Origin of the sequence: Rhodococcus sp. 06-470-2, from assembly GCF_002258235.1 — a bacterium.
GTDB lineage: Bacteria > Actinomycetota > Actinomycetes > Mycobacteriales > Mycobacteriaceae > Rhodococcoides.
Genome location: NZ_NOYB01000032.1, coordinates 148,278 through 171,743, shown reverse-complemented (window position 1 = coordinate 171,743; position 23,466 = coordinate 148,278). Strand labels below are relative to the sequence as shown.

The following is a 23,466-nucleotide window of genomic DNA, read 5'->3' as shown; positions in this document are numbered from 1 at the left end:
GGCTCCGGGGAATCGTCGCCCGGCGGCGACTGCAATGCGCCTGGGTGGAGCACGCATGTGGTCGGTGCCGAAGGACGTCCTCCACCAGCCTAGTTCTGTCCGACCCTACTGTCGTGCCTTCCCCCGGGCGATTGCGCGCGGGTTACTCGTTGGCGACGTATTCCTCACTTTGGGTGCCCTGCGAATTGGAGGTGCAAACCCCGCCGTCTACCATCGGTCGTAGTAGGCGCACGGTCGTCGGCTCCCGCGGTTGTGGTCGCGGAGTTGCCCGTGCGCGCAGGCGCCGAAGTGTCGCCGTCGAGAGACAACCCGCGTGCCGGTGGCGCGTGAGCAAGTGGCCGAGCGCCAGAGAACGACAGTCGTGCGAGGAGACGCAGTGCGAATTGGGCAGCAGCCGGGCGGACACGGTTTCGCCGGCGGCCCCGGATTCGGAGCAGACGAGACAGGTGAGCCGACGCAGGCCGCGCCGGCGACGTCCGCCCCACGTAGAGCATTCGCACTCTTTCTTGCGTATGTCGCGCTCACGAAGCCCCGGGTCATCGAACTCCTCCTCGTCACGACCATTCCGGCGATGTTGCTGGCCGACCGGGGAAACGTCGATCCGTGGCTGATCCTCACCACCCTCTTCGGCGGAATGCTGGCCGCGGCCAGTGCCAACACGCTGAACATGGTGGTCGACGCAGACATCGACAAGGTGATGAAGCGCACCGAGAAGCGCCCGCTCGCCCGCGGTGCCATGCCCGTCTCGCACGCGCTGATCTTCGGGCTCGTACTCGGTGTGTTCTCGTTCTTCTGGCTGTGGGCCACCACGAATCTGCTCAGCGGTGTGCTCGCCGTCGTCACCATCTGCTTCTACATTTTCGTCTACACGCTGGTGCTCAAGCGGCGCACCTCGCAGAACGTGGTGTGGGGTGGCGCGGCCGGTTGCATGCCGGTGATGATCGGCTGGTCCGCTGTGACCGGCACGATCGGGTGGCAAGCGCTGGTGATGTTCCTGGTCATCTTCCTGTGGACGCCGCCGCACACCTGGGCGCTCATGCTCCGCTACAAGGAGGACTACCAGGCGGCCAACGTACCGATGCTGCCTGCGGTCGCGTCGGAGACGAAGGTCACCAAGCACATCGTGCTGTATGCGTGGGCCACCGTTGCCGCAACACTTGCGTTGGCACCGGGCTCGGGCATCGTCTACGCGGCCGTCGCCGTGGCGTCGGGAGTGTGGTTTCTCGTCGTCGCACACCGCCTGTACGCAGGCGTGCGAGCGGGAACTCCGGTCAAGCCACTGAAGCTGTTCATCCTCTCCAACGAATACCTGGCACTGGTGTTCTGCGGCCTGGCCGTCGACTCGGTCCTCGGCTGGCAGACGCTCGCCCAGCTTCTCTCCTGAGCGAGCGTCACCCGACGGATCGGTCAGGGAACGAGCACGATCGATCCCGTCGTTCGGCGTGACTCCAGATCGATGTGGGCCTGCGCGGCGTCCTCCAGCGCGTATCGAGCGCCGACCTCGACCGTGAGCGCGCCACGCGATATCGCCCCGAACACATCTCCGGCCCGCCACTCGAGCTCGGCCCGGTCCCGTATGTGGTGGGCGAGTGTCGGCCTGGTGAGGAACAGCGATCCTGCGCCGTTCAACCTCTGCGGGTCCAGGGGCGGGACCGGACCGCTCGCCGCTCCGAACAGGGCCAACGTCCCTCTGATCCGTAACGACGCCAGACTTGCCTCGAACGTGTCGGCACCGACGCCGTCGTACACCGCATGGACACCCTCGCCGTCGGTGATCTCGCGCACGCGAGCAGCGATGTCCTCTTCGTAGCGCAACACGTGGGCGGCACCGGCCTGCGCGGACCGCTCGGCCTTCGCATCCGTGGAGACCGTGGTGATGACGTTCACTCCCTTCGCCACCGCCATCTGCGTCAGCAACAGTCCGACGCCACCTGCGCCGGCGTGCACGAGGACGGTGTCACCCTGCTGGGCCGGGTAGGTGGATTCGATCAGGTAGTGCGCCGTCATACCCTGCAGCAGCGCCGAGGCGGCCTGATCGGCAGGAACGCCCTCGGGAACCGCGATGGCCGACGAGGCGTCGACCAGTACGTATTCCGCGTAGCTGCCCGGCGCTGCGGCCCAGGCGACGCGCTGTCCCGGTGCGAAGTCGGTGACGTCCGTTCCGACCTGTTCGATCACCCCGGATCCCTCGTCGCCGGGAACGTACGGCAGCGCGCGTGGATACAGACCGCGTCGAAAGTACGTGTCGATGTAGTTGATGCCGACGGCCTCGATCCGGACCAGTAGTTGAGCCGGTCCCGGCGTCGGTATCGGAATGTCGACGACGTTCATGACCTCGGGTCCGCCGGTGTTGTCTATTCGAATGGCACGCATGAGACCGTTCTACACGGGCGCGTCACACTCGGGTACACGGATCCGGGTAACACACGCACGCGGCCGAAGTTACCGATCAGTAACGACTCGACGGGTGGATGCTGGCGACGCGGACGGCCTCGGTATCGTGTCGGCATGGCTACCGAAATCGACAGCGCGGGCATCGAGAAGAACGAGTCGAACGAGGTTCCGAAGGGAACACTCGCGGCCGTGAAGAGCTTTCTCGCCGACCACGGCAACTCCGCCAACGTGGTGATCCAGCCGATCGGTCGAGCAGGAACTCGGCTCACCATGGTCGGTGCCGACGGCGTACTGGGCGACCAGGTGGTGGCGACGACCGCCATCGCCCGCGCGATCGTCGACGGTCTCGACCAGTTGACCGAGGCCGAATGGGACCGCGAGCTGGTCAGTTCGGTCAATCCGGCCCCCGGACACTACGAGAAGATGGCCGGGTGGGTGGCCGGTCAGAAGAAGTTCCCGAAGGCGCGCAACCAGGCGATCGTCTGAGCGGAGAAAACTGCGGAAATTCCTTCGATCCGGCGGGAACCATCTCGGTACCCGATGCGTCGAAGTCAGTGGAGGGGCAGTCGGCCATCTGAGGGGGAGGCCCGCTGCCCCTCCACCCTGTTCGAAGCTCGACCGATCGTCACGAGCGAACTGCGACGTCCTCGGTGGTCTCGACCGTCTCGGTCGCCACCGGGCCGCGAGTGCGGCAGGCCGCCCAGACTGCAGCGGTGGCGGCGGTACATGCGCCCGCACCGGCCACGTGGAAGGCGACGAGCACGGCCGGAACCCCGGTGAAGTACTGCACCAGTCCGATAAGAGACTGCGCCAGCACCAGGCCGATCAGGACGTTGAGTCGGAACGTGACCGCCTTCGGCGCACGAACCGCATACAGCGCGAATGCCAATCCGACGAGCAGGGCCAGGTAGCCGACCAGGAACTGAGAGTGTGCGTGCACCAGCGTCACGATCTCGATACCGAGACGCGGTACCGGTTCCTCGATGCTCTTGTCGCCCGCGTGCGGGCCGGCTCCGGTCACCATGGTGCCCGCGATCAGCACGCCCGTCAGAGCGATCCCGGACAGCCCCGTCAGCGCTCGCAGAGCACCAGGCACCGTCGGCGTGGACTCGGCCGGCGCATCGCTCTCGCCGACCTTGGCGTACAGCAACGTGGCCAGCCACACCATGGCCATCGAGACGACGAGGTGAACGGCTACCGTCCACCACAGCAGTCCGGTCAGCACCGTGAATCCGCCGATCACGGCCTGTACGACGGTACCGAGCGGCATCAGCCACGCGAAGAACAGCACTTCCCGACGCCGCCGTGCCCTGGTGACGGCGATGACGACCGCTGCGGCCGCGAGAACGACAACGAACGTGAGCAGACGGTTGCCGAACTCCACGGCCTGGTGCAGAACGGGGACCTCGGACACCCCGACGGGAGTGAAGCTACCGGGAAAGCACTGCGGCCACGTGGGGCACCCGAGTCCGGAACCGGTGACACGAACGACGGCACCGGTGACAGCGATGCCACCCTGCGTGAGGATCGCGATGAATGCCAGCACCCGCTGCACTCGAAGCGAGGGCACGGGCAGGATATCGACGACGCGCAAGAACGCTCTGTACAGCACCCCTCGATGGTAAACGCCGATCAACTACACAGCGTCGTTGGGTGGCGAGCGTCGTTGGGTGGCGAGCCCCGCTCAGGTGAACTTGAACGTGCGTACCGCGAGGGTGCCGCACACCGCAGCCCACACCAGCAGTACGACCACACCGAAGATGTCGAAGGACGAGGACACACCTCTGCTCAGTGCCTCACCGAGCGCGCCGGACGGCACGATGCGTGCGACGTTCTGCAGTCCCTGGGGGATCTGGTCGTCCACGAACACCGCGCTGCCGATGCCGAGCATCACGAACCAGGCGATGTTCGCCAGCGCCAACACGATCTCGGCGCGCAGGGTGCCGCCGAGCAGCAGTCCCATCGACGCGAAGGTGACGGTTCCCAGAGCGATGATGACGGCCCCGAGCAACAGACCCGTCGCGCTCGGGCGCCATCCGAGAGCGACGCCGATCGAGCCGAGCAGAATCGATTGCAGAATGACCACGATCACCACGGCGGCGGATTTGCCGCCGATGATGCCCCACCGCGGAAGGGGTGTCGCCCCGAGCCTCTTGAGCGCGCCGTAGCGGCGATCGAAGCCGACAGCGATCGCCTGGCCGGTGAACGCCGTCGACATGATGGCCACCATCATCACGGCCGGGACGACGCGGGCCACTCGGTCGGCACCGAGTTCGCCGAAGGGCAGCAGGGTCAATCCGATCAGCAGGGTGATCGGAATGAACATCGTCAGCAGCAACTGTTCACCGTTGCGCAGCAACAACTTCAGTTCGAGACGGGTCTGTGCGAGCAGCATCCGCGCAGCCGAGGCGGGCTGCGGGCGAGGCGCGAACAGGCCTGTCTCGAATCGGTTGTCGGCGAGCCGGGCTTCTCTGCGCACGGTCACTTCCTCAATTCTCTGCCGGTCAGTTCGAGGAACACGTCCTCGAGGCGGCGCTGGTCGACCTGCAATTCGGTGGCCAACACGTCCTGCTGTGCGCACCAGGACGTGACGATCACCAGAATCTGCGGCTCGATCACACCGGAGACCACATAGGAGCCGGGCGTCGGTTCCGACGGTACGTAACCCGGGGGGAGTGCCGCGTCGAGCATGGACAGTTCGAGTCCCGGGGGTGCGGTGAAGCGCAGTTGGCCCTCGGCACCCTGCTTGGTCAGCTCGGAGGGTGTGCCCGAGGCGACTACGCGGCCGTTGTCGATGATCGTCAGCCGATCCGCGAGCTGCTCGGCCTCGTCCATCAGATGTGTCGTGAGCAATACGCCGACACCGTCGCGGCGCAGGGCGTCGATCAATTCCCACACCAGCAGCCGGGCCTGGGCGTCGAGCCCGGCGGTCGGTTCGTCGAGGAACACCAGTTCGGGCCGCCCTACGATGGCGCAGGCCAGAGCCAGCCGCTGCTGTTGCCCACCGGAGAGCCGCCGGTACGGGGTGCGGACTGCAGAGGTCAGGCCGAGGCAGTCGAGCAGCCACGCCGGGTCGAGGGGGTCGGCCGAGTACGAGGCGACGAGTTGGAGCATCTCGCCTGCCTTGGAACCGGGGTACGCACCTCCGCCCTGGAGCATGACGCCGATGCGTGGCCTCAGCTGCGCCGACTGCGCCACGGGGTCCAGTCCGAGGACCCGGACCGAGCCGCTGTCCGGCACGACGAACCCCTCGCACATCTCGACGGTGGTGGTCTTTCCTGCTCCGTTGGGGCCCAGCAGCGCGAGAACCTCGCCGGGGCCGATGTTCAGGCTCAGTCCGTCGACGGCACTGACACCGTCGTACGACTTGCGTACGTCGGTCAGCTGTACGACAGGTTGCGCCGCGTCGGACGTCCCGGAGATCACGAGGACTCAGCGTATTCGTCGGTGCTGCGGTCGCGTTCCGGTGGTCCGGTGCGGATGGGCCACGGCATCCGGTTTCGCGTGAGCAGATAGAGCACCGCGATCGTCAGGATGGTCACGACGGCGGCCTGCACGATCTGGAACGGTTGGTACTCACTGCCGTTCGGCATGAGGATCACGCTCACCAACGACGAGAAGGCGATGGCCGGACGCCTGAACGAGGGAGTCGTGGCCCACGCCGCCAGCGGAATGACCGCCCACAGCAGGTACCAGGGTTGCACCACGGGGAACAGCAGGACGACGGCTCCGAGTGCGACGCCGAGTGCGCCGACCGGATGCAGGCGGCCACGCAGGACGGCGATGAGCATGCGGACGACGATGATGCCCGCGACGACGGCTGCGATCGGGCGAGTGAGACCCAACACAGCGGTGGTGTGGTCGCCGAGGCCCAGGAGCACACCGACGAATCCGGTGCCGAGACCGAGGATCGTGGGGATCGACATCCAGCTGCGCACCACTCCGGCAGTTCCCAGAGTGTTGATCCAGCCGAAGCCGAGACCGCTGCCCAGGCTCACCGCCACCTGGACCGCGATGGCGATCGAGCCGAGCAGGAGCGCCGCGTGGATCACGGATCGCAGGGTCCCGCCCCACCGCCTCGACAGCGCCATTCCCACGAAGCCGAGCGCGATGAGCGAGGGAATCTTGATCGCGGACGACAGTGCGATCAGGCCTGCTCCGCCGACGAGGAACGCGATGTCGGTACCGCGTAGCGCTCCGGAGTGCTCGATCGCGCGAAGTGCCAGTTCGGTACCCGCCAGCATGAGCCCGATCATCAGGGCTTCGTTGTGGATACCGGCCACCAGGTGGAACAGCACCAACGGGTTCGCGGCGCCGAGCCACAGTGCCGTGACCGACGCGACCCCGCAGCGCCGAGCCAGACGTGGCAGCGACCAGACGATCAGCGCTACTCCCGCCAGAGCGAGCAGGCGATGGAGGAAAATGCCGGCGACGATGTTCTCGCCGGTCAGGTACGTGATTCCACGGCCCATCCACAGGAACAGCGGACCGTAGGGTGCCGGGGTCTCCCGCCAGATGTTCGGAACCGTTCGGGTCAGTACGTTGTCGGCCCCGAGCGCGTCGACCGGACCGACCTCGTACGGGTCGAGTCCGCGCGCGGTGATCTCGCTCTGTGCCAGGTAGGAGTAGACGTCACGCGAGAACATGGGCGGTGCCACGGACAACGGCAGGATCCACAGCAGCAGCGTGCGGTCCATCTGGGAACGAGTGAGTCGACGCGGAGTGGTTCCCGATCGCGTTCGTCCCAACGCAAATCTTCCCAACAGCAACCACGCGAGCACCACGATGACGGTTCCGGTCATCGTGACGGTCAGTGCGGTGGTCGCCATTCGGGACGGCAAGCTCAGCAGTCGGACACCCGCGATCGGGTTCTGCAGCACCGGCTGCGCGCCCGCGCCGAGGGCACCGATCGCCATCAGCAGCGCACCCGCGGCACCGAAACGACGGATGTTCCTGAGTTGGTTCGTCTCCGAGGGGTTCAGCCCCGGTGCCTCCTGCTCGTCTCCGTGCAGGGTGGCGACCGCCCCGCCGGGAGGCGTCGGTTCCAGGCCGATGACTCGACGGGCGGGGACCACGACGAACCGCTGGACGAGCGCGCCCGGGGTGGACTTCGATGTGCCGGACGCCGAGGAGGACTCGGAACCGCTCGCGGAAGGTGAGCTCTCGGAACTGGGCTCACTGTCGGTCGATGGCACAGTGGGAGCGTAGCTGTGCACTCGCGCACGGCCTGCACCGTGCTCCATCCGCAGGCACGGCATCGGCCACGTCGTCGGACGAGCGCCCTGCATAGGGCACCCTTGCTGGACCGGGTACCGCAATTCCGTCACACTGGTGTTGTGAAAACAACCGAGAGCTCGCTCGTGCGTCCGGGAAGTGTCGAGTCTTCGGCGTCCGGCGCAGGCGTTTCGTCGGTGCGACCCACGTCGGCCCCCGAGGGGCAGACGCGGAGCGCTGTGGTCACTCTACTGCTGGAAGAGGGCCCCATCACCGCCTCCGACATCGGTACTCGGCTGGGGTTGAGCGCTGCGGGTGTCCGACGTCACCTGGACGCACTCATCGACGCGGGCGAGGCCCGCATCACCACCCCCGCAGGTGCTCGGCAACGTGGCCGGGGCCGACCGGCCAAGCACTTCCAGCTCACCGCAGCCGGGCGCAACCGTCTCGGCCACACCTACGACGATCTTGCCGGTGCCGCCATGCGGCAGCTGCGCAAGATCGGGGGAGACGCGGCAATCGAGACATTCGCTCGGCAACGCGTCAACACCATCGTGGCCGACGTGGAGCCTGCGGCGGGATCCGATGCGCATGCCGTGGAGGACGCCGCCGACCGAATCGCCGACGCGTTCAGCGCGGCCGGATTCTCGGCCACCACCCGTCAGGTGGGCAACGGTGTGCAGATCTGCCAGCACCACTGCCCGGTGTCGCACGTCGCCTCCGAGTTTCCGGAGCTGTGCGAGGCCGAGCAGACCGCGTTCGCCGAGATCCTCGGCACGCACGTGCAGCGTTTGGCGACCATCGCCAACGGTAATTGCGCGTGTACGACGCACGTACCGCTGTCATCGACGCGGTACTCGAACACCGATAGTTCCGACAAGAAGACTCCCGACGCGCAGCCCCGTGTCGGAGAACGCCCACGCCTCCGGAAGGAGCCCGCATGACCGTCACACCAGACCAGGTGACACCCACCGCGCCGCTGACCCAGGACGAGACCATCGCCTCGCTCGGCACCTACGGATACGGCTGGGCCGACTCGGACGTAGCAGGTGAAAGCGCCAAGCGCGGTCTCTCCGAGGCCGTCGTCCGCGACATCTCGCAGAAGAAGAGCGAGCCCGAGTGGATGCTCGAGGCGCGCCTCAAGGCGCTCAAGACGTTCGAGCGCAAGCCGATGCCGAACTGGGGTTCCGACCTCGACGGCATCGATTTCGACAACATCAAGTACTTCGTGCGGTCCAGCGAGAAGCAGGCTGCAACGTGGGAAGACCTGCCCGAGGACATCAAGAACACGTACGACAAGCTCGGCATCCCCGAGGCGGAGAAGCAGCGCCTCGTCTCCGGTGTCGCCGCCCAGTACGAGTCCGAGGTCGTCTACCACTCGATCCGTGAGGACCTCGAGGCTCAGGGAGTGTTGTTCCTCGACACCGACACCGCCCTCAAGGAGCAGCCGGAGCTGTTCCGCGAGTACTTCGGAACCGTCATCCCCGCAGGCGACAACAAGTTCTCCGCACTGAACACCGCGGTGTGGTCCGGTGGATCGTTCATCTACATCCCGCCGGGCGTCCACGTGGACATCCCGCTGCAGGCCTACTTCCGGATCAACACCGAGAACATGGGTCAGTTCGAGCGCACGCTGATCATCGTCGACGAGGGTGCCTACGTGCACTACGTCGAAGGTTGCACCGCGCCGATCTACAAGTCGGACTCGCTGCACTCCGCCGTGGTGGAGATCATCGTCAAGAAGGGTGGTCGTTGCCGCTACACGACCATCCAGAACTGGTCGAACAACGTCTACAACCTCGTCACCAAGCGCGCCAAGGCCGAGGCAGGCGCAACGATGGAGTGGGTCGACGGCAACATCGGCTCCAAGGTCACCATGAAGTACCCGGCCGTCTGGATGACCGGTGAGTACGCCAAGGGCGAGGTTCTCTCGGTCGCGTTCGCAGGCCCGGACCAGCACCAGGACACCGGCTCGAAGATGTTGCACCTGGCACCGCACACGTCGTCGAACATCGTCAGCAAGTCCGTCGCTCGCGGCGGCGGCCGGACGTCGTACCGCGGTCTGATCCAGATCAACAAGGGTGCGCACGGTTCGCGTTCGACGGTCAAGTGCGACGCGTTGCTCGTCGACACGATCAGTCGTTCCGACACCTACCCGTACGTCGACATCCGCGAGGACGACGTCTCGATGGGCCACGAGGCCACCGTCTCGAAGGTCAGCGACGATCAGTTGTTCTACCTGATGAGCCGCGGCATGACCGAGGACGAGGCGATGGCGATGGTCGTGCGCGGCTTCGTCGAGCCGATCGCTCGCGAACTGCCGATGGAATACGCGCTCGAGCTCAACCGGCTCATCGAGCTGCAGATGGAAGGGTCGGTCGGATAAGTGAACAACCCCCTCACCGGAGTGATGGGTGCCGTGGCATCCGAAAACCCCGAGTCGGCCAAGGAAGACAAGTCGAAGCTCGTCGTGAACAAGGGCGCTCAGTTCACGTCCTACGACGTGAATGCGTTCGAGATCCCGTCGGGTCGTGACGAGCTGTGGCGTTTCACGCCGCTGCGTCGGCTGCGCGGCCTGCACGACGGTTCCGCCGTCGCCGACGGGGCCGCTCAGGTCACCGTCGGCGCCCCGGAATCGGTGACCGTGGAGACCGTCGGGCGCGAGGACGAGCGACTGGGCAAGGCCGGCGTTCCTGCCGATCGTATTGCCGCTCAGGCATTCTCGGCGTTCACCGAGGCCACGATCGTCTCCGTGCCGAACGAAGTCGAGGTGGCCGATCCGATCGAGATCACCGTCGACGGTCCCGGTGTCGACCACGTCGCCTACGGTCACCTCCAGATCCGACTCGGCACGTTCGCTCGCGCCACCGTCGTGATCGACCAGCGAGGTAGTGGCACGTACGCCGAGAACATCGAGTTCGTTCTCGGTGACAGCTCGCAGTTGCACGTCGTGCTGATCCAGGACTGGCAGTCCGACGCCGTGCACGTGGCGGCACACCACGCACTCCTGGGACGCGACGCCGTGCTGCGGCACTACAACGTCAGTCTCGGCGGCGACCTGGTGCGCATCAGCCCGACCGTGCGCTACAGCGCGCCCGGTGGTGACGCCGACATGCTGGGTCTGTACTTCGCCGACGCGGGCCAGCACCTCGAGCAGCGTCTGCTCGTCGACCACTCGGCTCCGCACTGCAAGTCCAACGTCATGTACAAGGGCGCATTGCAGGGCGAAGTGGGCCCGGGCAAGCACGACGCGCACACCGTCTGGATCGGCGACGTTCTCATCCGCGCCGAGGCCGAGGGAACCGAGACCTACGAGCTCAACCGGAACCTGGTTCTCACCGACGGCGCGCGCGCCGATTCGGTACCGAACCTCGAGATCGAGACCGGGGAGATCGTCGGAGCAGGCCACGCCAGTGCCACCGGCCGTTTCGACGACGAGCAGCTGTTCTACCTGCGCGCTCGTGGCATCTCCGAGGAGGTCGCTCGCCGACTCGTCGTCCGCGGCTTCTTCCACGAGGTCATCGACAAGATTCCGGTCCCCGCCGTGCGCGAGCGCCTGGACGCTGCCATCGAGACCGAACTCGCCGTCGTCGGCGCGTAGGTCACACCCGAACCTTTCTCGACTGCACAAAGGAACTTTTTGATGTCCACACTCGAAATCCGCGATCTGCACGTCAGCGTCGCCAACTCCGACGCCACAGCGGAGCCCATCAACATCCTCAAGGGTGTCGACCTCACCGTGAAGTCGGGTGAGACGCACGCGATCATGGGTCCCAACGGTTCCGGCAAGTCGACCCTGTCCTACGCCATCGCCGGCCACCCGAAGTACACAGTGACCTCGGGCACCATCACCCTCGACGGTGAAGACGTGCTCGAGATGAGCGTCGACGAGCGTGCGCGCGCCGGCCTCTTCCTGGCGATGCAGTACCCGGTCGAGGTGCCGGGCGTGTCGATGTCGAACTTCCTCCGCACCGCCGCCACCGCCGTGCGCGGTGAGGCTCCGAAGCTGCGGCACTGGGTCAAGGAAGCCAAGACCGCGATGAGCGAGCTCGAGATCGAGGCGAACTTCCTCGAGCGCAACGTCAACGAGGGATTCTCCGGCGGCGAGAAGAAGCGTCACGAAATTCTTCAGCTGGGACTGCTCAAGCCCAAGATCGCCATCCTCGACGAGACCGACTCCGGCCTCGACGTCGACGCTCTGCGCGTGGTGTCCGAGGGCGTCAACAAGTACAAGGAGCGCGAAGACGGTGGAGTGCTGCTGATCACGCACTACACCCGCATCCTGCGCTACATCAAGCCCGACTTCGTCCACGTCTTCGTCAACGGTGAAATCGTGAAGTCCGGCGGTGCAGAGCTGGCCGACGAGCTCGAGGCCAACGGATACGCCGGCTACACGCAGGCCGCGACCACCGGAGCATGAGTATGGCTGCACCCGCAGCTGCGGCGGTGGCGGCATCGTTCGATGTCGCCACGGTTCGCCGCGACTTCCCCATCCTCTCGCGTACCGTGCGAGACGGTAAGCCGTTGGTGTATCTGGACTCCGGTGCCACCTCTCAGCGGCCCGTGCAGGTACTCGACGCCGAGCGTGAATTTCTGACCACATGCAACGCCGCCGTACACCGCGGGGCGCATCAGTTGGCCGAAGAGGCCACCGATGCCTACGAGGGTGCGCGCGCCGCCATCGCGTCGTTCGTCGGTGCCGACGTCGACGAGATCGTGTTCACCAAGAACGCGACCGAGTCGCTCAACCTGGTGACGTACGTGCTTGCCGATCAGCGATTCGATCGCCACCTCGGTCCCGGCGACGAGATCGTCGTCACCGAACTCGAACACCACGCCAACCTCGTTCCGTGGCAGGAGCTGGCAGCTCGAACCGGTGCCACGCTGCGCTGGTACGGCGTCACCGACGACGGTCGAATCGACCTCGACTCGCTCGAATTGTCCTCGGCCGTCAAGGTTCTCGCGTTCACGCATCAGTCCAACGTGACCGGCGCGGTCGCTCCGGTCGAGGAATTGGTGCGTCGGGCCAGGGCGGTGGGCGCACTCGTCGTCCTCGACGCATGCCAGTCGGTGCCGCACATGAAGGTCGATTTCCACGCGCTCGACGTCGACTACGCCGCGTTCTCCGGTCACAAGATGCTCGGTCCATCGGGGGTCGGCGTGTTGTACGGCAAGGCTGCACTCCTCGAAGCGATGCCTCCGTTCATCACCGGCGGTTCGATGATCGAGACCGTCACCATGGAGAAGACGACGTTCGCCGCGCCGCCGCAACGGTTCGAGGCCGGCGTTCCGATGACCTCGCAGGTCGTCGGACTCGGCGCAGCTGTGCAATACCTGGAGAACATCGGCATCGATGTCATCGCCGCGCACGAAAAGGCCTTGGTCGCAGCAACTCTCGCCGAGTTCGCGAAGATCGACGGTGTTCGCGTGATCGGACCGACGGAGAACGTCGACCGCGGTTCGGCGGTGTCGTTCGTGGTCGACGGCATTCATGCCCACGACCTCGGACAGATCCTGGACGACGAGGGGGTCGCCATCCGCGTCGGACATCACTGCGCGTGGCCCCTGCATCGTAGGTTCGGTGTGGCTGCGACAGCGCGCGCCTCGTTCGCGCTCTACAACACGGTCGAGGAAGTGCAGGTTCTGGCACAGGCGATTCGCCGCGCACAGTCGTTCTTCGGCACCACCGACAACGGCGGGGGAGGTCAGCGGTAGATGCGCATGGAACAGATGTACCAGGAAGTGATCCTCGATCACTACAAGCACCCGCACGGCCGTGGACTGCGCGAGCCCTTCGGTGCCGAGGTACACCACGTCAACCCCACCTGCGGCGACGAGGTGACACTGCGCGTGCAGATCGAGAACGGCACCGTCGCCGACGTCTCGTACGACGGCCAGGGCTGCTCGATCAGCCAGGCGGCGACATCGGTGCTCACCGACCAGGTTGTCGGCCTGAGCGTCGCCGATGCGTTGAAGACGGTCGACGCGTTCAGCGACATGGTCGGCAGCAGAGGTACCGTCGAAGGCGACGAAGACGTCATCGGTGACGGAATCGCGTTCGTCGGTGTGGCCAAATACCCGGCCCGTGTCAAGTGCGCCCTGCTGGGATGGATGGCTTTCAAGGACGCGGTTGTTCAGGTAGTGGACGCAGATTCGACAGTCACGACGGGCGAGACCGCCCAGTCGGCATTTTCCGGAGGACAGTGATCATGACGGATACAACAGATACGACCCAGTCAGCGTCGGAGACATCGGAGACCACTCCTGTGGCTCTGACCGCCGACGAGATCAAGGTGCTCGAGGACCTCGAAGAAGCGATGCGCGACGTCGTCGACCCCGAACTCGGGATCAACGTCGTCGACCTGGGACTGGTGTACGACATCAAGATCGACGCCGACGACATCGTCACGGTCGACATGACGCTGACGTCGGCGGCATGCCCGTTGACCGATGTCATCGAGGATCAGGCTCGCGGCGCGCTCGTGCGCAGCGGTCTGGCCGCCGACCTCAAGATCAACTGGGTCTGGATGCCGCCGTGGGGTCCGGACAAGATCACCGACGACGGTCGCGAGCAGCTCAGGGCCCTCGGCTTCACCGTCTGACGTACGGCCGAGTCGGCCCCCTCACGCACCCTTGGCTTCGTCGGCTTTGGAGTCGGCGGTCTTGGCGGGGGTCGACTTCTTCGCTGCCGTCTTCTTGGCGGCCGCCTTCTTCGCCGGGGCTTTCTTCGCGGGTGTCTTCTTCGCCGAAGCGGATGTGGAGGACCCCGACTTCGTGTTCTTGCCTGCCGCCTCGACGCTGCGTTGCAAAGCCGCCACGAGATCGACGACCTCGGCATCCTCTCCGTCGTCGTCCTTCTCCGTCTCGGTGTGGATGACCTTCTCACCGCCGTTGGCGAGCGTCTCGTCGATCAGCTTGCGCAGTTCGATCTGGTAGTCGTCGGTGTACTCGGTGGGATCGAATTCTGAGGACATGCTTTCGACCAGGGACGTCGCCATCTTCACTTCCTGCGGGCGCGCGGACGGCGCGTCTTCGAGCGAAGGAAACTCTGCGGCCCTGACTTCGTCCGGCCACAGCAGTGTCTGGATCACCAGTACGTCGTCGCGCACGCGTAGTGCGGCCAGGCGGGTCTTCTGTCGCAGAGTGAAATGCACCAGCGCGGTGCGTTCGGTTTCCTCCAGCGTCTCCCGAAGCAGCACGTAGGCCTTGGGTGACGCGGAGTCCGGCTCGAGGAAGTAACTCTTGTCGTAGAGGATCGGATCGATCTGCTCGGTCGGCACGAATTCGAGAACCGGAATTTCGTGCTTCTCCGCCGCAGGCAGCTTGTCGAAGTCGTCGTCGGTAAGAATGACGCGTTCCCCGTCGGGGGAGTCGTACGCCTTGTCGATATCGGCGAACTGCACCGACTTGCCGCATTCCTGACAGATGCGGTCGTACTTGATGCGCCCGCCGTCCTTCGCGTGCACTTGATGAAACCGAATGTCGTGCTGCTCGGTGGCCGAGTAGACCTTCACCGGAACATTGACCAGTCCGAAGGCGATCGAGCCCTTCCAAATGCTGCGCATCTGTCCATGATCGCCGACCGGGCGCCCGCGTGTCGACCGTTGGCGGGAAACTCAGCCGCGGCCCGGAGTGCGCACTATCGTGCGCGCGATCGCGAGCCTGGCCGATCCCGGGAGCGTCGGAAACATCTTCAGCATCGCGGTCATCGTTCCGAGGGCGTCGTCGTACCCGGACAGGTACGAGCGCTGCAGTTCGACCGGGAGCGAGAAGAAGCTGGAGAAGAACTGGGGGACCATCTCGGGTTCGAGAGCCAGTGCCGTGCGCAGCCCGAGGTTGCGAAGCTTCTGAACCGTCCAGACGTGCACCGGGCGCATCGGGCGCGAACGTCCACCGCCTCGGAATCTCTCGACGAGGTGATCCGTCGTCGCCAGCGACGCCGCAACGCTGTACCCCGTGGCCGGATGCATCAGATTGGAGCGGGAACCGAAGAGCACCGGTCCGCCTCGCCCGGTGTGCAGCCGCGACCGAGGCGGCGGTTCGACCGAGAACCGCACTCGCTCGACGTCCTCGTCGCCGGTCGGTTCCAGGTTCCGACGGGTGAGCCGGTGGTGCAGCCGCGATCGAAGCAGTGCGAGTTCCAGCGGTGGCCGGCCGACCAGACACGTCTCCTCGAGCAGGATCCGATCCTCGTCGAGCGCCACGGCGTAGAGAAAACTCGGGGCCTCACCGGGCCGAGCTCCGTTGTCGGTGCGCCAGTCCATGAACCAGGCGTCCGACCCTTCGAGGATCGGCTCGGCGCGGTCCCGGTCGACGACGATGCCGTACGCCGTCTGCTGTGCGAGGTCCCGAGAATCGAGCGTGCCGCGGGCGTCGACGACGTGACGAGCGTCGACGATGGTGCCGTCGGCGGTCGTCACCCGGGAACCGGTGACGTCGACGGCTGTCCCCGCCAGCACTCGGACCCGGTCGAGGGACAGGGTCGCTTGCAGGGCAGGTGTGTCCAGCACGCAGTACGTCCGGTCGATGATCCGATGACGGTCGGTCCATACCGCCGGCTTCTGCGCAGTCGAGGCGACGGCGGTCGGAGGCAACCACGACGGCAACTCGTCGGCCCAAGCGGAATACGTCGGTGTCCAGGTGCGCGACGGGTGTGGATCGAGTGCGAGCACATCGAGTCCGGCCTCGGCGCACCGATGGGCGACGGCCCGCCCCGCGGGACCGAGTCCGACCACCGCGACGTCGGCCGAGAAATCGTTCACATTCCGCCGGTGGCGAGCAAACCACCGTCCACGCGCACGGTCTCGCCCGTGATCCAGGAGGACGCGTCCGACACCAGGAAGGCCACCAGGGCCGCTACGTCCTCAGGATTGCCGAGACGCTTCATCGGATAGCTGGCCGCTGCCGCGTCTTCGCCGTTGGCGACGAGAGCCTCGGCGAATTTCGTCTTCACCACGCCCGGAGCCACCGCATTGACGCGAATCTTCGGACCGAGCTGCCAGGCGAGCTCCTCGGTGAGGCGGATCAGAGCGGCTTTGGATGCGCCGTACGCGGCGATCACGCCGGTGGAGCGGATGCCGGCCACGCTGGCGACGTTGACGATCACGCCGCCGTGCTCGCCCATCCAGGCATGGAACGCCTGTTGGACGAATCCGAGGGTACCCACGACGTTCGTGTCGAAGATCTTGCTCACGCCGGCCAGGTCGGCGTCCATCAGTGAGCCGTAGACGGGGTTGATGCCGGTGTTGTTGACCAGGATGTCCAGTGAACCGAAGGTCTCCACGGTGCTCGCGACCGCGTTGCGTCGGTGCTCCGGGTCGCCCGCATTACCGTCGATCGCGAGCACGGAATCGCCGAGTTCCGCTGCCGCCGCAACGAGAGGTTCGCGCTTGCGAGCGGTGATGGCGACGTTCGCGCCGCGGGCGAGCAGTTCCGCGGCGATGGCCTTGCCTATGCCTCGGCTGCCGCCGGTGACGAGTGCGGTGCGCCCGGCGAGATCGGGGGTCGGCGCGCTGGAAGAGCTGACTGTTTCGGAGGCGTCGGTCATCGATCAGACGTTACCGGTGTCACCGTCGTTCCTGGGTGAGGGCACGTGAATGCTGAGCTAAAATGGGAGTTTGCTGTGCTGTTCGGCGGCATGGTTCGCCCGTCGGTCGACGGGCGACGATCTTGTTCGGCAATCGCTAGGAGCTCACGCGTGATCACCGCCACCGACCTGGAAGTTCGTGCCGGTGTGCGGACCCTTCTGTCCACCGAGGGGCCCGCGCTCCGGGTACAGGCGGGCGACCGCATCGGGTTGGTAGGTCGCAACGGTGCAGGAAAGACCACCACGTTGCGCATCCTGGCGGGCGAAGGCGAGCCCTACGCGGGCGAGGTCGTGCGCACCGGCGAACTCGGTTACCTGCCGCAGGATCCCAAAGAAGGCGACCTCGACGTGCTGGCCAAGGATCGCGTGCTCTCGGCCCGTGGCCTGGACACCCTCCTGCACAAGATGGAGAAGCAGCAAGCGCTGATGGCCGAGGTTGCCGACGAGGCGCTGCTCGACAAAGCAGTCCGTAAATACGGCGAACTCGAAGAGCGTTTCGCGTCCCTCGGCGGTTACGAAGCCGAGAGCGAAGCGGCCCGCATCTGCAACAGCCTCGGCCTGGCCGACCGCATCCTCGGCCAACCGCTACGGACCCTGTCCGGTGGACAGCGTCGACGCGTCGAGCTGGCTCGCATTCTGTTCGCCGCGTCCGACGGCAGTGGTGGACGTTCGAACACCACCTTGCTGCTCGACGAGCCGACCAACCACCTCGACGCCGATTCCATCACCTGGCTGCGCGGATTCCTGCAGAACCACGAGGGCGGACTCATCGTGATCAGCCACGACGTCGAACTGCTCGGAGACGTGGTGAACAGGGTGTGGTTCCTCGACGCCGTCCGCGGCGAAGCCGACATCTACAACATGAACTGGAAGAAGTACCTCGACGCCCGCGCCACGGACGAGCAGCGTCGCCGTCGTGAGCGCGCCAACGCGGAGAAGAAAGCCGGGGCACTGCGCGTGCAGGCCGCCAAGATGGGGGCCAAGGCGACGAAAGCCGTTGCAGCACAGAACATGGCGAAGCGCGCCGACAAGCTGCTCGCCAACCTCGATGCAGAACGGGTGTCCGACAAGGTGGCGCACATTCGTTTCCCCGAGCCGGCACCGTGCGGCAAGACGCCGCTGATGGCGAAGAACCTGACCAAGATGTACGGATCGCTGGAGATCTTCGCCGGCGTCGACCTCGCCATCGACCGGGGCAGCCGTGTCGTGGTGCTCGGGCTCAACGGTGCAGGCAAGACGACGCTGCTGCGGATCCTCGCCGGAACCGAGAAGGCGGATACCGGTGAGATCGAACCCGGCCACGGCATGCGCGTCGGATACTTCGCACAGGAACACGACACTCTCGACGACCACGCGTCGGTCTGGGAGAACATCCGGCACGCGGCACCCGACACCGGCGAGCAGGAACTGCGATCGCTGCTCGGAGCCTTCATGTTCACCGGGCCCCAGCTCGACCAGCCGGCAGGAACACTGTCCGGTGGCGAGAAGACCCGTTTGGCTCTCGCCGGGTTGGTGTCCTCCGCGGCGAACGTTCTCCTGCTCGACGAACCGACCAACAACCTCGACCCGATCTCCCGTGAGCAGGTGCTCGACGCGCTCCGCAGCTACAAGGGCGCGGTCGTACTGGTGACCCACGATCCCGGTGCCGCCGAAGCGCTGTCACCCGAACGAGTGATTCTGCTTCCCGACGGCACCGAGGACCACTGGTCGCAGGAATACCTGGAACTGATCCAGCTCGCGTAACGGTGCTCAGTCCTGCCTGCGGACCGACTCCTCGACCAGGTCCAGGATCGCGGCGAGGTTCGAGCCGCCGTGGCCGGACGCAATGCGAGCCACCAGGCCGTCGAGCACGAGATCGAGGTAGTCGGCGAGGACGTCGTTGGGTACGTCGTCGCGCAGTCGTCCTGCGGTCTTCTGACGCTCGAGTCGTCCGAGTGTGGCGTCGGTCAGCTCGGCCGACCTCTCGGCCCAGCTGGACCGGAAGTCCGCGTCCGTGCGCAATCGTCGGGTGATCTCGAGCCGCGTGCCGAGCCACTCGAATTGTTCGGGTTGCGCCAGCATGTCTCGCATCACCTGCACCAGACCCTGAGTGGCCGCGACCTCGGCCATGCGTCGGGCATCTTCCTGAGCCAGCGCGAGGAAGAGCCCGTCCTTGTCCTTGAAGTGGTGGAATATGGCTCCGCGCGACAGGCCGGTGGCTTCTTCGAGACGCCGTACTGTCGCGCCCTCGTAACCGAACTCGCCGAAGCACTTACGCGCGCCGTCGAGAATCTCGCTTCGACGGGCAGCCAGGTGGTCTTCGCTGACCTTGGGCACGTGTGGGTTTCCTACTTTCGATGAGGGCCTCGACCGAGACGGCGATGGGCCCGGAAACACGTTGTCGGTTCCGGGCCCATCGCCGTTCGAGGCGTACGTCAGACGACGCGCACTCAGCCTCTGATCATGTTGCGCAGCACGTACTGCAGGATGCCGCCGTTGCGGTAGTAGTCCGCTTCACCCGGGGTGTCGATGCGAACCACTGCCTCGAATTCGACCTTCGAGCCGTCTTCCTTGGTGGCGATGACGGTCATCGTCTTCGGGGTGGTGCCCTCGTTCAGCTTCGCGACTCCGACGATGTCGAAGGTCTCGGTGCCGTCCAGCTTGAGCGACGATGCGCTCTCACCGGCCGGGAACTGCAGGGGAACGACGCCCATGCCGATGAGGTTGGAGCGGTGGATGCGCTCGAACGACTCGGTGATGACGGCCTTGACGCCCAGGAGCGAGGTGCCCTTGGCGGCCCAGTCACGTGAGGAGCCGCTGCCGTACTCCTTGCCGCCCAGCACGACCAGCGGGATGCCGGCTTTCTGGTAGTTCTGCGACGCGTCGTAGATGAAGGACTGCGGTCCGCCGTCCTGCGTGAAGTCGCGGGTGTAGCCACCCGAGACGTCGTCGAGGAGCTGGTTCTTCAGGCGGATGTTCGCGAACGTTCCGCGAATCATGACCTCGTGGTTTCCGCGGCGCGAACCGAGCGAGTTGTAGTCCTTGCGCTCGACGCCGTGCGAATCCAGGTACTGCGCGGCAGGTGTACCCGCCTTGATGGGACCGGCCGGGCTGATGTGGTCGGTGGTGACCGAATCGCCGAGCAGCGCCAGCACGCGTGCACCCTTGATGTCCTCGACGGGAGCCGGGTCCATCGTCATGCCGTCGAAGTACGGAGGCTTGCGCACGTACGTCGACTTGGGATCCCACTCGAACGTGTCGCCCTCGGGGGTCGACAGGTTCTGCCAGCGGCTGTCACCGGCGAAGATGGTCTCGTAGGACTTGCTGAACATGTCCCGGCTGATCGAGGACTGGATGGTCTCCTCGATCTCCTGCGAGGACGGCCAGATGTCCTTGAGGAACACCGGATTGCCCTCGTGATCCTCGCCGAGAGCGTCGGTCTCGAAGTCGAAGTCCATCGTGCCCGCCAGGCCGTAGGCGATGACCAGCGGCGGCGAAGCCAGGTAGTTCATCTTCACGTCGGGGGAGATGCGGCCTTCGAAGTTGCGGTTGCCCGACAGGACTGCGGTGACCGAGAGGTCGTTGTCGTTGATCGCCTTCGAGATCGGCTCGAGCAGCGGACCGGTGTTACCGATGCACGTGGTGCAGCCGTAACCACCGAGGTAGTAGCCGAGCTTCTCGAGGTACGGCCACAGGCCGGCCTTCTCGTAGTAGTCGGTGACGACCTGCGAGCCGGGTGCCATGTTGGTCTTGACCCACGGCTTGGTGGACAGCCCCTTCTCGACGGCATTGCGGGCGAGCAGTGCTGCGCCGAGCATGACCGACGGGTTCGAGGTGTTGGTGCACGAGGTGATGCCTGCGACGACGACGGCACCGTGGTCGAGGACGAATTCGCCGGCCTCGTCGGTGGTGACCCGAATCGGCTTGCTCGGGCGGCCCTCGGAACCGTATGCGGCAGAACGAACGTCGACGGAGTCCTCTTCGGCGAAGCTCAGCGAAGCGGAATCACTGGCCGGGAACGACTCGTCGAGCGCCTCGTCGAGCTTGCTGTCACCCTCGTGCGCCGGGTGGTTCTCCTCGACGTAGTTGTGGATGTCCTTGCGGAAGGCAACCTTGGACTCGGACAACAGGATTCGGTCCTGCGGGCGCTTCGGTCCTGCGATGGACGGAACGACCGTGTTGAGGTCGAGTTCGATGTACTCGGAGTACACGGCCTCGTTCTTCGGGTCGTGCCACATGCCCTGTTCCTTGGCGTACGCCTCGACGAGAGCGAGCTGCTCGTCGCTGCGGCCGGTGAGGCGCAGGTAGTTGATCGTCTCTTCGTCGATCGGGAAAATGGCTGCGGTGGAACCGAACTCGGGGCTCATGTTGCCCAGGGTGGCGCGGTTCGCGAGCGGAACCTCGGCCACGCCCTCGCCGTAGAACTCGACGAATTTGCCGACGACGCCGTGCTTGCGCAGCATCTCGGTCGCGGTCAGCACCACGTCGGTCGCGGTGACGCCGGGCTGGATCTCACCGGAGAGCTTGAAACCGACGACGCGGGGGATCAGCATCGAGACGGGCTGGCCGAGCATGGCCGCCTCGGCTTCGATACCGCCGACGCCCCAGCCCAACACACCGAGGCCGTTGACCATCGTGGTGTGCGAGTCGGTGCCGACGCAGGTGTCGGGGTAGGCCTGGCCCTTGCGGGTCATGATCGTCGGTGCGAGGTATTCGATGTTGACCTGGTGCACGATGCCCATGCCCGGAGGGACGACCTTGAAGTCGTCGAACGCGCCCTGTCCCCAACGCAGGAACTGGTAGCGCTCACCGTTGCGCTCGTACTCGAGGTCGACGTTGCGCTCGAGAGCATCGGCGCGGCCGAAGACGTCGAGGATGACCGAGTGGTCGATGACCATGTCGGCGGGGGAGAGGGGGTTGACCTTGTTGGGGTCGCCACCCAGGGTGGTGACGGCTTCACGCATCGTGGCGAGGTCGACGATGCAGGGAACGCCGGTGAAGTCCTGCATGATGACGCGTGCAGGGGTGAACTGGATCTCGAAGCTCGGTTCCGCGGACGGATCCCACGAGGCGATCGAACGAATGTGGTCGGCGGTGATGTTTGCACCGTCCTCGGTGCGAAGGAGGTTCTCCGCGAGGACCTTCAGTGCGTAGGGCAACTTCTCGGCACCGGGCAAGGCCGACAGTCGGAAGATCTCGTACGAGTTCTCTCCGACTTCGAGGGTGCCCTTTGCACCGAATGAATCTTTACTTGCGGTCACTTCAGCTCCACTCGTCTATGAGGCACACCGCCGACGGGGCTGTGTCGACGGTTGAAGCGAGGCGCCGACTGCGGGCCTCGGCCTCGAATCTCGGTAGCGAGAGTTCGGGGCGGACGCACGGTCGGTGTCTCGATGGAAGTCTAACAGTACGCTTGTCCTGTGAAAACCTGCGGTCGGGTCCTCGGTGGGTCTGGAGGGACCGAACCACACGACGATCCTCACGCAGTGCTCCCGGCTGCGCAATGAAGGGCGACCTCAGTAGTGAAGCCGGACCTGCGGGGCAACCAGGTTCGCACGTGGCGGTGACGTAGGGTTCGAGCCGACTGGTTCCTACCGACTGGACGAGAGATGCCTGAGCCGATTCACGCCGTTTCCCCACTTGCCACCGATATACCGGCAGGTCTGGACGTCGACAGCATCGTCGCCACGGTCCGCGAGTCCGGCGTCAGTGCCCCCGCCGACGAGGAGGCCGGTTTGTCCGCGGTCGTCGCGCGCGCCGAGGACCACGGCATCGATCTGAGCATCGTCATCGTGCCGACCGAACCTCGCCACGACTCGCAACTTCGAGACCTCGCAACCGCTGTCGGAGCACGCGAGGGCGGGACTGTTCTCGTGCTCAGCCCAGGGCAGGTGGGTACGTTCAGCGACTCGATCAGCCGGGTGACCCTCGAAGCAGGCCAGGACCGTACGTACACCGGGAACCACGTCGTGGCAGCCGACAACTTCGTCGACACCCTCGTCGAGGATCAGACACCGTGGGGTCTGCTCACGGGCGGCCTGGTCGTCGTGGTCGCCGCGGTCGCGGCTCTGACCGCTGTCGTGAAGGTCCGCAGATATCGCTCGCGTTCGGAGTCGAACGACCGCGCGCACAGCGAGTCCGTCGCCGACTGAACACGCGCGTCGGAGTGTCGTTCGACCGACCGACGCTCGCCCCGTTCGACCCCGTCCCGATGGTGACCGTCGGGTCGTCCGAAAAAGTCGGAAAAATTGTTTTCGGTAAACCCCGAGTTCACGGCGTTGTGCCTGGTGAAA

The 23,466-nt window shown here is 65.6% G+C and carries 21 protein-coding genes; 11 read left to right on the top strand and 10 right to left on the bottom strand.

Features of this window, described 5'->3' with window-relative positions:
• The first annotated feature begins 376 nt into the window (after positions 1–376).
• A complete protein-coding gene (locus CH276_RS16405; RefSeq protein WP_045199760.1) occupies positions 377–1,384 on the top strand; it encodes a heme o synthase in 1,008 nt (335 codons plus the stop codon).
• Positions 1,385–1,407: 23 nt separating this feature from the next.
• Here the strand turns inward: CH276_RS16405 and CH276_RS16400 are convergent, their stop codons facing one another.
• Positions 1,408–2,373, bottom strand: coding sequence for a quinone oxidoreductase family protein (locus tag CH276_RS16400; RefSeq protein WP_032398016.1), 966 nt, complete (start codon positions 2,371–2,373; stop codon positions 1,408–1,410).
• Positions 2,374–2,508: 135 nt separating this feature from the next.
• Between CH276_RS16400 and CH276_RS16395 the strand changes: the two genes are divergently transcribed.
• Entirely contained in the window at positions 2,509–2,880 is a 372-nt protein-coding gene (locus tag CH276_RS16395) for a hypothetical protein (RefSeq protein ID WP_045195275.1), read from the top strand.
• A 139-nt stretch (positions 2,881–3,019) separates the two neighbouring features.
• Here the strand turns inward: CH276_RS16395 and CH276_RS16390 are convergent, their stop codons facing one another.
• From CH276_RS16390 to mptB, 4 genes are all read right to left on the bottom strand, one after another.
• Entirely contained in the window at positions 3,020–4,006 is a 987-nt protein-coding gene (locus CH276_RS16390; RefSeq protein WP_032398018.1) for a COX15/CtaA family protein, read from the bottom strand.
• A gap of 72 nt (positions 4,007–4,078) precedes the next feature.
• Positions 4,079–4,873 (bottom strand): ABC transporter permease, encoded by a 795-nt coding sequence (locus tag CH276_RS16385; RefSeq protein WP_371828407.1) that lies wholly within the window; start codon positions 4,871–4,873, stop codon positions 4,079–4,081.
• Between the two features lie 2 nt (positions 4,874–4,875).
• Positions 4,876–5,820, bottom strand: a complete 945-nt coding sequence (locus tag CH276_RS16380) for an ABC transporter ATP-binding protein (protein ID WP_032398020.1) — start codon at positions 5,818–5,820, stop codon at positions 4,876–4,878.
• Positions 5,817–7,469, bottom strand: a complete 1,653-nt coding sequence (gene mptB / locus CH276_RS16375; protein WP_094630014.1) for a polyprenol phosphomannose-dependent alpha 1,6 mannosyltransferase MptB — start codon at positions 7,467–7,469, stop codon at positions 5,817–5,819. The genes CH276_RS16380 and mptB overlap by 4 nt, the downstream gene beginning before the upstream one ends.
• Positions 7,470–7,805: 336 nt before the next feature.
• Between mptB and CH276_RS16370 the strand changes: the two genes are divergently transcribed.
• Genes CH276_RS16370 through CH276_RS16340 form a run of 7 tightly spaced genes read left to right on the top strand, consistent with a single transcriptional unit; the run spans position 7,806 to position 14,210 of the window.
• Positions 7,806–8,552 (top strand): helix-turn-helix transcriptional regulator, encoded by a 747-nt coding sequence (locus CH276_RS16370; RefSeq protein WP_373557304.1) that lies wholly within the window; start codon positions 7,806–7,808, stop codon positions 8,550–8,552.
• Positions 8,549–9,994 carry a Fe-S cluster assembly protein SufB gene (gene sufB, locus CH276_RS16365; RefSeq protein ID WP_032398021.1) on the top strand — a complete coding sequence of 482 codons (1,446 nt, stop codon included), beginning with the start codon at positions 8,549–8,551 and terminating at the stop codon, positions 9,992–9,994. The genes CH276_RS16370 and sufB overlap by 4 nt, the downstream gene beginning before the upstream one ends.
• Before the next feature lie 24 nt (positions 9,995–10,018).
• Positions 10,019–11,209, top strand: coding sequence for a Fe-S cluster assembly protein SufD (gene sufD, locus CH276_RS16360; RefSeq protein WP_094630100.1), 1,191 nt, complete (start codon positions 10,019–10,021; stop codon positions 11,207–11,209).
• 42 nt (positions 11,210–11,251) lie between these two features.
• Positions 11,252–12,028: a Fe-S cluster assembly ATPase SufC gene (sufC, locus tag CH276_RS16355; protein WP_032398023.1), complete on the top strand. Its 777-nt coding sequence runs from the start codon at positions 11,252–11,254 to the stop codon at positions 12,026–12,028.
• Positions 12,029–12,030: 2 nt separating this feature from the next.
• Positions 12,031–13,323: a cysteine desulfurase gene (locus CH276_RS16350; RefSeq protein WP_094630013.1), complete on the top strand. Its 1,293-nt coding sequence runs from the start codon at positions 12,031–12,033 to the stop codon at positions 13,321–13,323.
• Positions 13,324–13,815 carry a Fe-S cluster assembly sulfur transfer protein SufU gene (gene sufU / locus CH276_RS16345; RefSeq protein ID WP_094630012.1) on the top strand — a complete coding sequence of 164 codons (492 nt, stop codon included), beginning with the start codon at positions 13,324–13,326 and terminating at the stop codon, positions 13,813–13,815.
• 2 nt (positions 13,816–13,817) lie between these two features.
• Positions 13,818–14,210, top strand: coding sequence for a metal-sulfur cluster assembly factor (locus tag CH276_RS16340; protein WP_032398026.1), 393 nt, complete (start codon positions 13,818–13,820; stop codon positions 14,208–14,210).
• 21 nt (positions 14,211–14,231) lie between these two features.
• Here CH276_RS16340 and ku read toward each other — a convergent pair whose 3' ends face one another.
• From ku to CH276_RS16325, 3 genes are read right to left on the bottom strand one after another with little or no spacing between them, the layout of a single operon-like run.
• Positions 14,232–15,173: a non-homologous end joining protein Ku gene (gene ku, locus CH276_RS16335; RefSeq protein WP_094630011.1), complete on the bottom strand. Its 942-nt coding sequence runs from the start codon at positions 15,171–15,173 to the stop codon at positions 14,232–14,234.
• A 51-nt stretch (positions 15,174–15,224) separates the two neighbouring features.
• Positions 15,225–16,370 (bottom strand): lycopene cyclase family protein, encoded by a 1,146-nt coding sequence (locus CH276_RS16330; RefSeq protein WP_094630010.1) that lies wholly within the window; start codon positions 16,368–16,370, stop codon positions 15,225–15,227.
• Positions 16,367–17,155 carry an SDR family oxidoreductase gene (locus CH276_RS16325; RefSeq protein WP_094630009.1) on the bottom strand — a complete coding sequence of 263 codons (789 nt, stop codon included), beginning with the start codon at positions 17,153–17,155 and terminating at the stop codon, positions 16,367–16,369. Before CH276_RS16325 ends, CH276_RS16330 begins: the two co-directional genes overlap by 4 nt.
• A gap of 150 nt (positions 17,156–17,305) precedes the next feature.
• Between CH276_RS16325 and CH276_RS16320 the strand changes: the two genes are divergently transcribed.
• Complete coding sequence (locus tag CH276_RS16320; protein ID WP_032398030.1) at positions 17,306–18,937, top strand: ABC-F family ATP-binding cassette domain-containing protein; 1,632 nt, start codon at positions 17,306–17,308, stop codon at positions 18,935–18,937.
• Between the two features lie 6 nt (positions 18,938–18,943).
• Here the strand turns inward: CH276_RS16320 and CH276_RS16315 are convergent, their stop codons facing one another.
• On the bottom strand, positions 18,944–19,510 hold the full coding sequence (locus CH276_RS16315) for a TetR/AcrR family transcriptional regulator (protein WP_032398031.1): 567 nt from the start codon (positions 19,508–19,510) through the stop codon (positions 18,944–18,946).
• Positions 19,511–19,623: 113 nt separating this feature from the next.
• Positions 19,624–22,434, bottom strand: coding sequence for an aconitate hydratase (locus tag CH276_RS16310; protein ID WP_032398032.1), 2,811 nt, complete (start codon positions 22,432–22,434; stop codon positions 19,624–19,626).
• Between the two features lie 348 nt (positions 22,435–22,782).
• Here CH276_RS16310 and CH276_RS16305 point away from each other — a divergent pair, with 348 nt between their 5' ends.
• A complete protein-coding gene (locus CH276_RS16305) occupies positions 22,783–23,325 on the top strand; it encodes an Rv1476 family membrane protein (RefSeq protein ID WP_094630008.1) in 543 nt (180 codons plus the stop codon).
• Positions 23,326–23,466: the final 141 nt, after the last annotated feature.

Excerpts from the sequence above, each read along its gene's own strand:
- sufC (WP_032398023.1), top strand. The coding sequence starts at position 11,252 with ATGTCCACACTCGAAATCCGCGATCTGCACGTCAGCGTCGCCAACTCC.
- CH276_RS16350 (WP_094630013.1), top strand. The coding sequence starts at position 12,031 with ATGGCTGCACCCGCAGCTGCGGCGGTGGCGGCATCGTTCGATGTCGCC.
- ku (WP_094630011.1), bottom strand. The coding sequence starts at position 15,173 with ATGCGCAGCATTTGGAAGGGCTCGATCGCCTTCGGACTGGTCAATGTT.
- CH276_RS16395 (WP_045195275.1), top strand. The coding sequence starts at position 2,509 with ATGGCTACCGAAATCGACAGCGCGGGCATCGAGAAGAACGAGTCGAAC.
- CH276_RS16305 (WP_094630008.1), top strand. The coding sequence starts at position 22,783 with ATGCCTGAGCCGATTCACGCCGTTTCCCCACTTGCCACCGATATACCG.
- sufD (WP_094630100.1), top strand. The coding sequence starts at position 10,019 with ATGGGTGCCGTGGCATCCGAAAACCCCGAGTCGGCCAAGGAAGACAAG.
- sufB (WP_032398021.1), top strand. The coding sequence starts at position 8,549 with ATGACCGTCACACCAGACCAGGTGACACCCACCGCGCCGCTGACCCAG.
- CH276_RS16325 (WP_094630009.1), bottom strand. The coding sequence starts at position 17,155 with ATGACCGACGCCTCCGAAACAGTCAGCTCTTCCAGCGCGCCGACCCCC.
- CH276_RS16400 (WP_032398016.1), bottom strand. The coding sequence starts at position 2,373 with ATGCGTGCCATTCGAATAGACAACACCGGCGGACCCGAGGTCATGAAC.
- CH276_RS16340 (WP_032398026.1), top strand. The coding sequence starts at position 13,818 with ATGACGGATACAACAGATACGACCCAGTCAGCGTCGGAGACATCGGAG.
- sufU (WP_094630012.1), top strand. The coding sequence starts at position 13,324 with ATGCGCATGGAACAGATGTACCAGGAAGTGATCCTCGATCACTACAAG.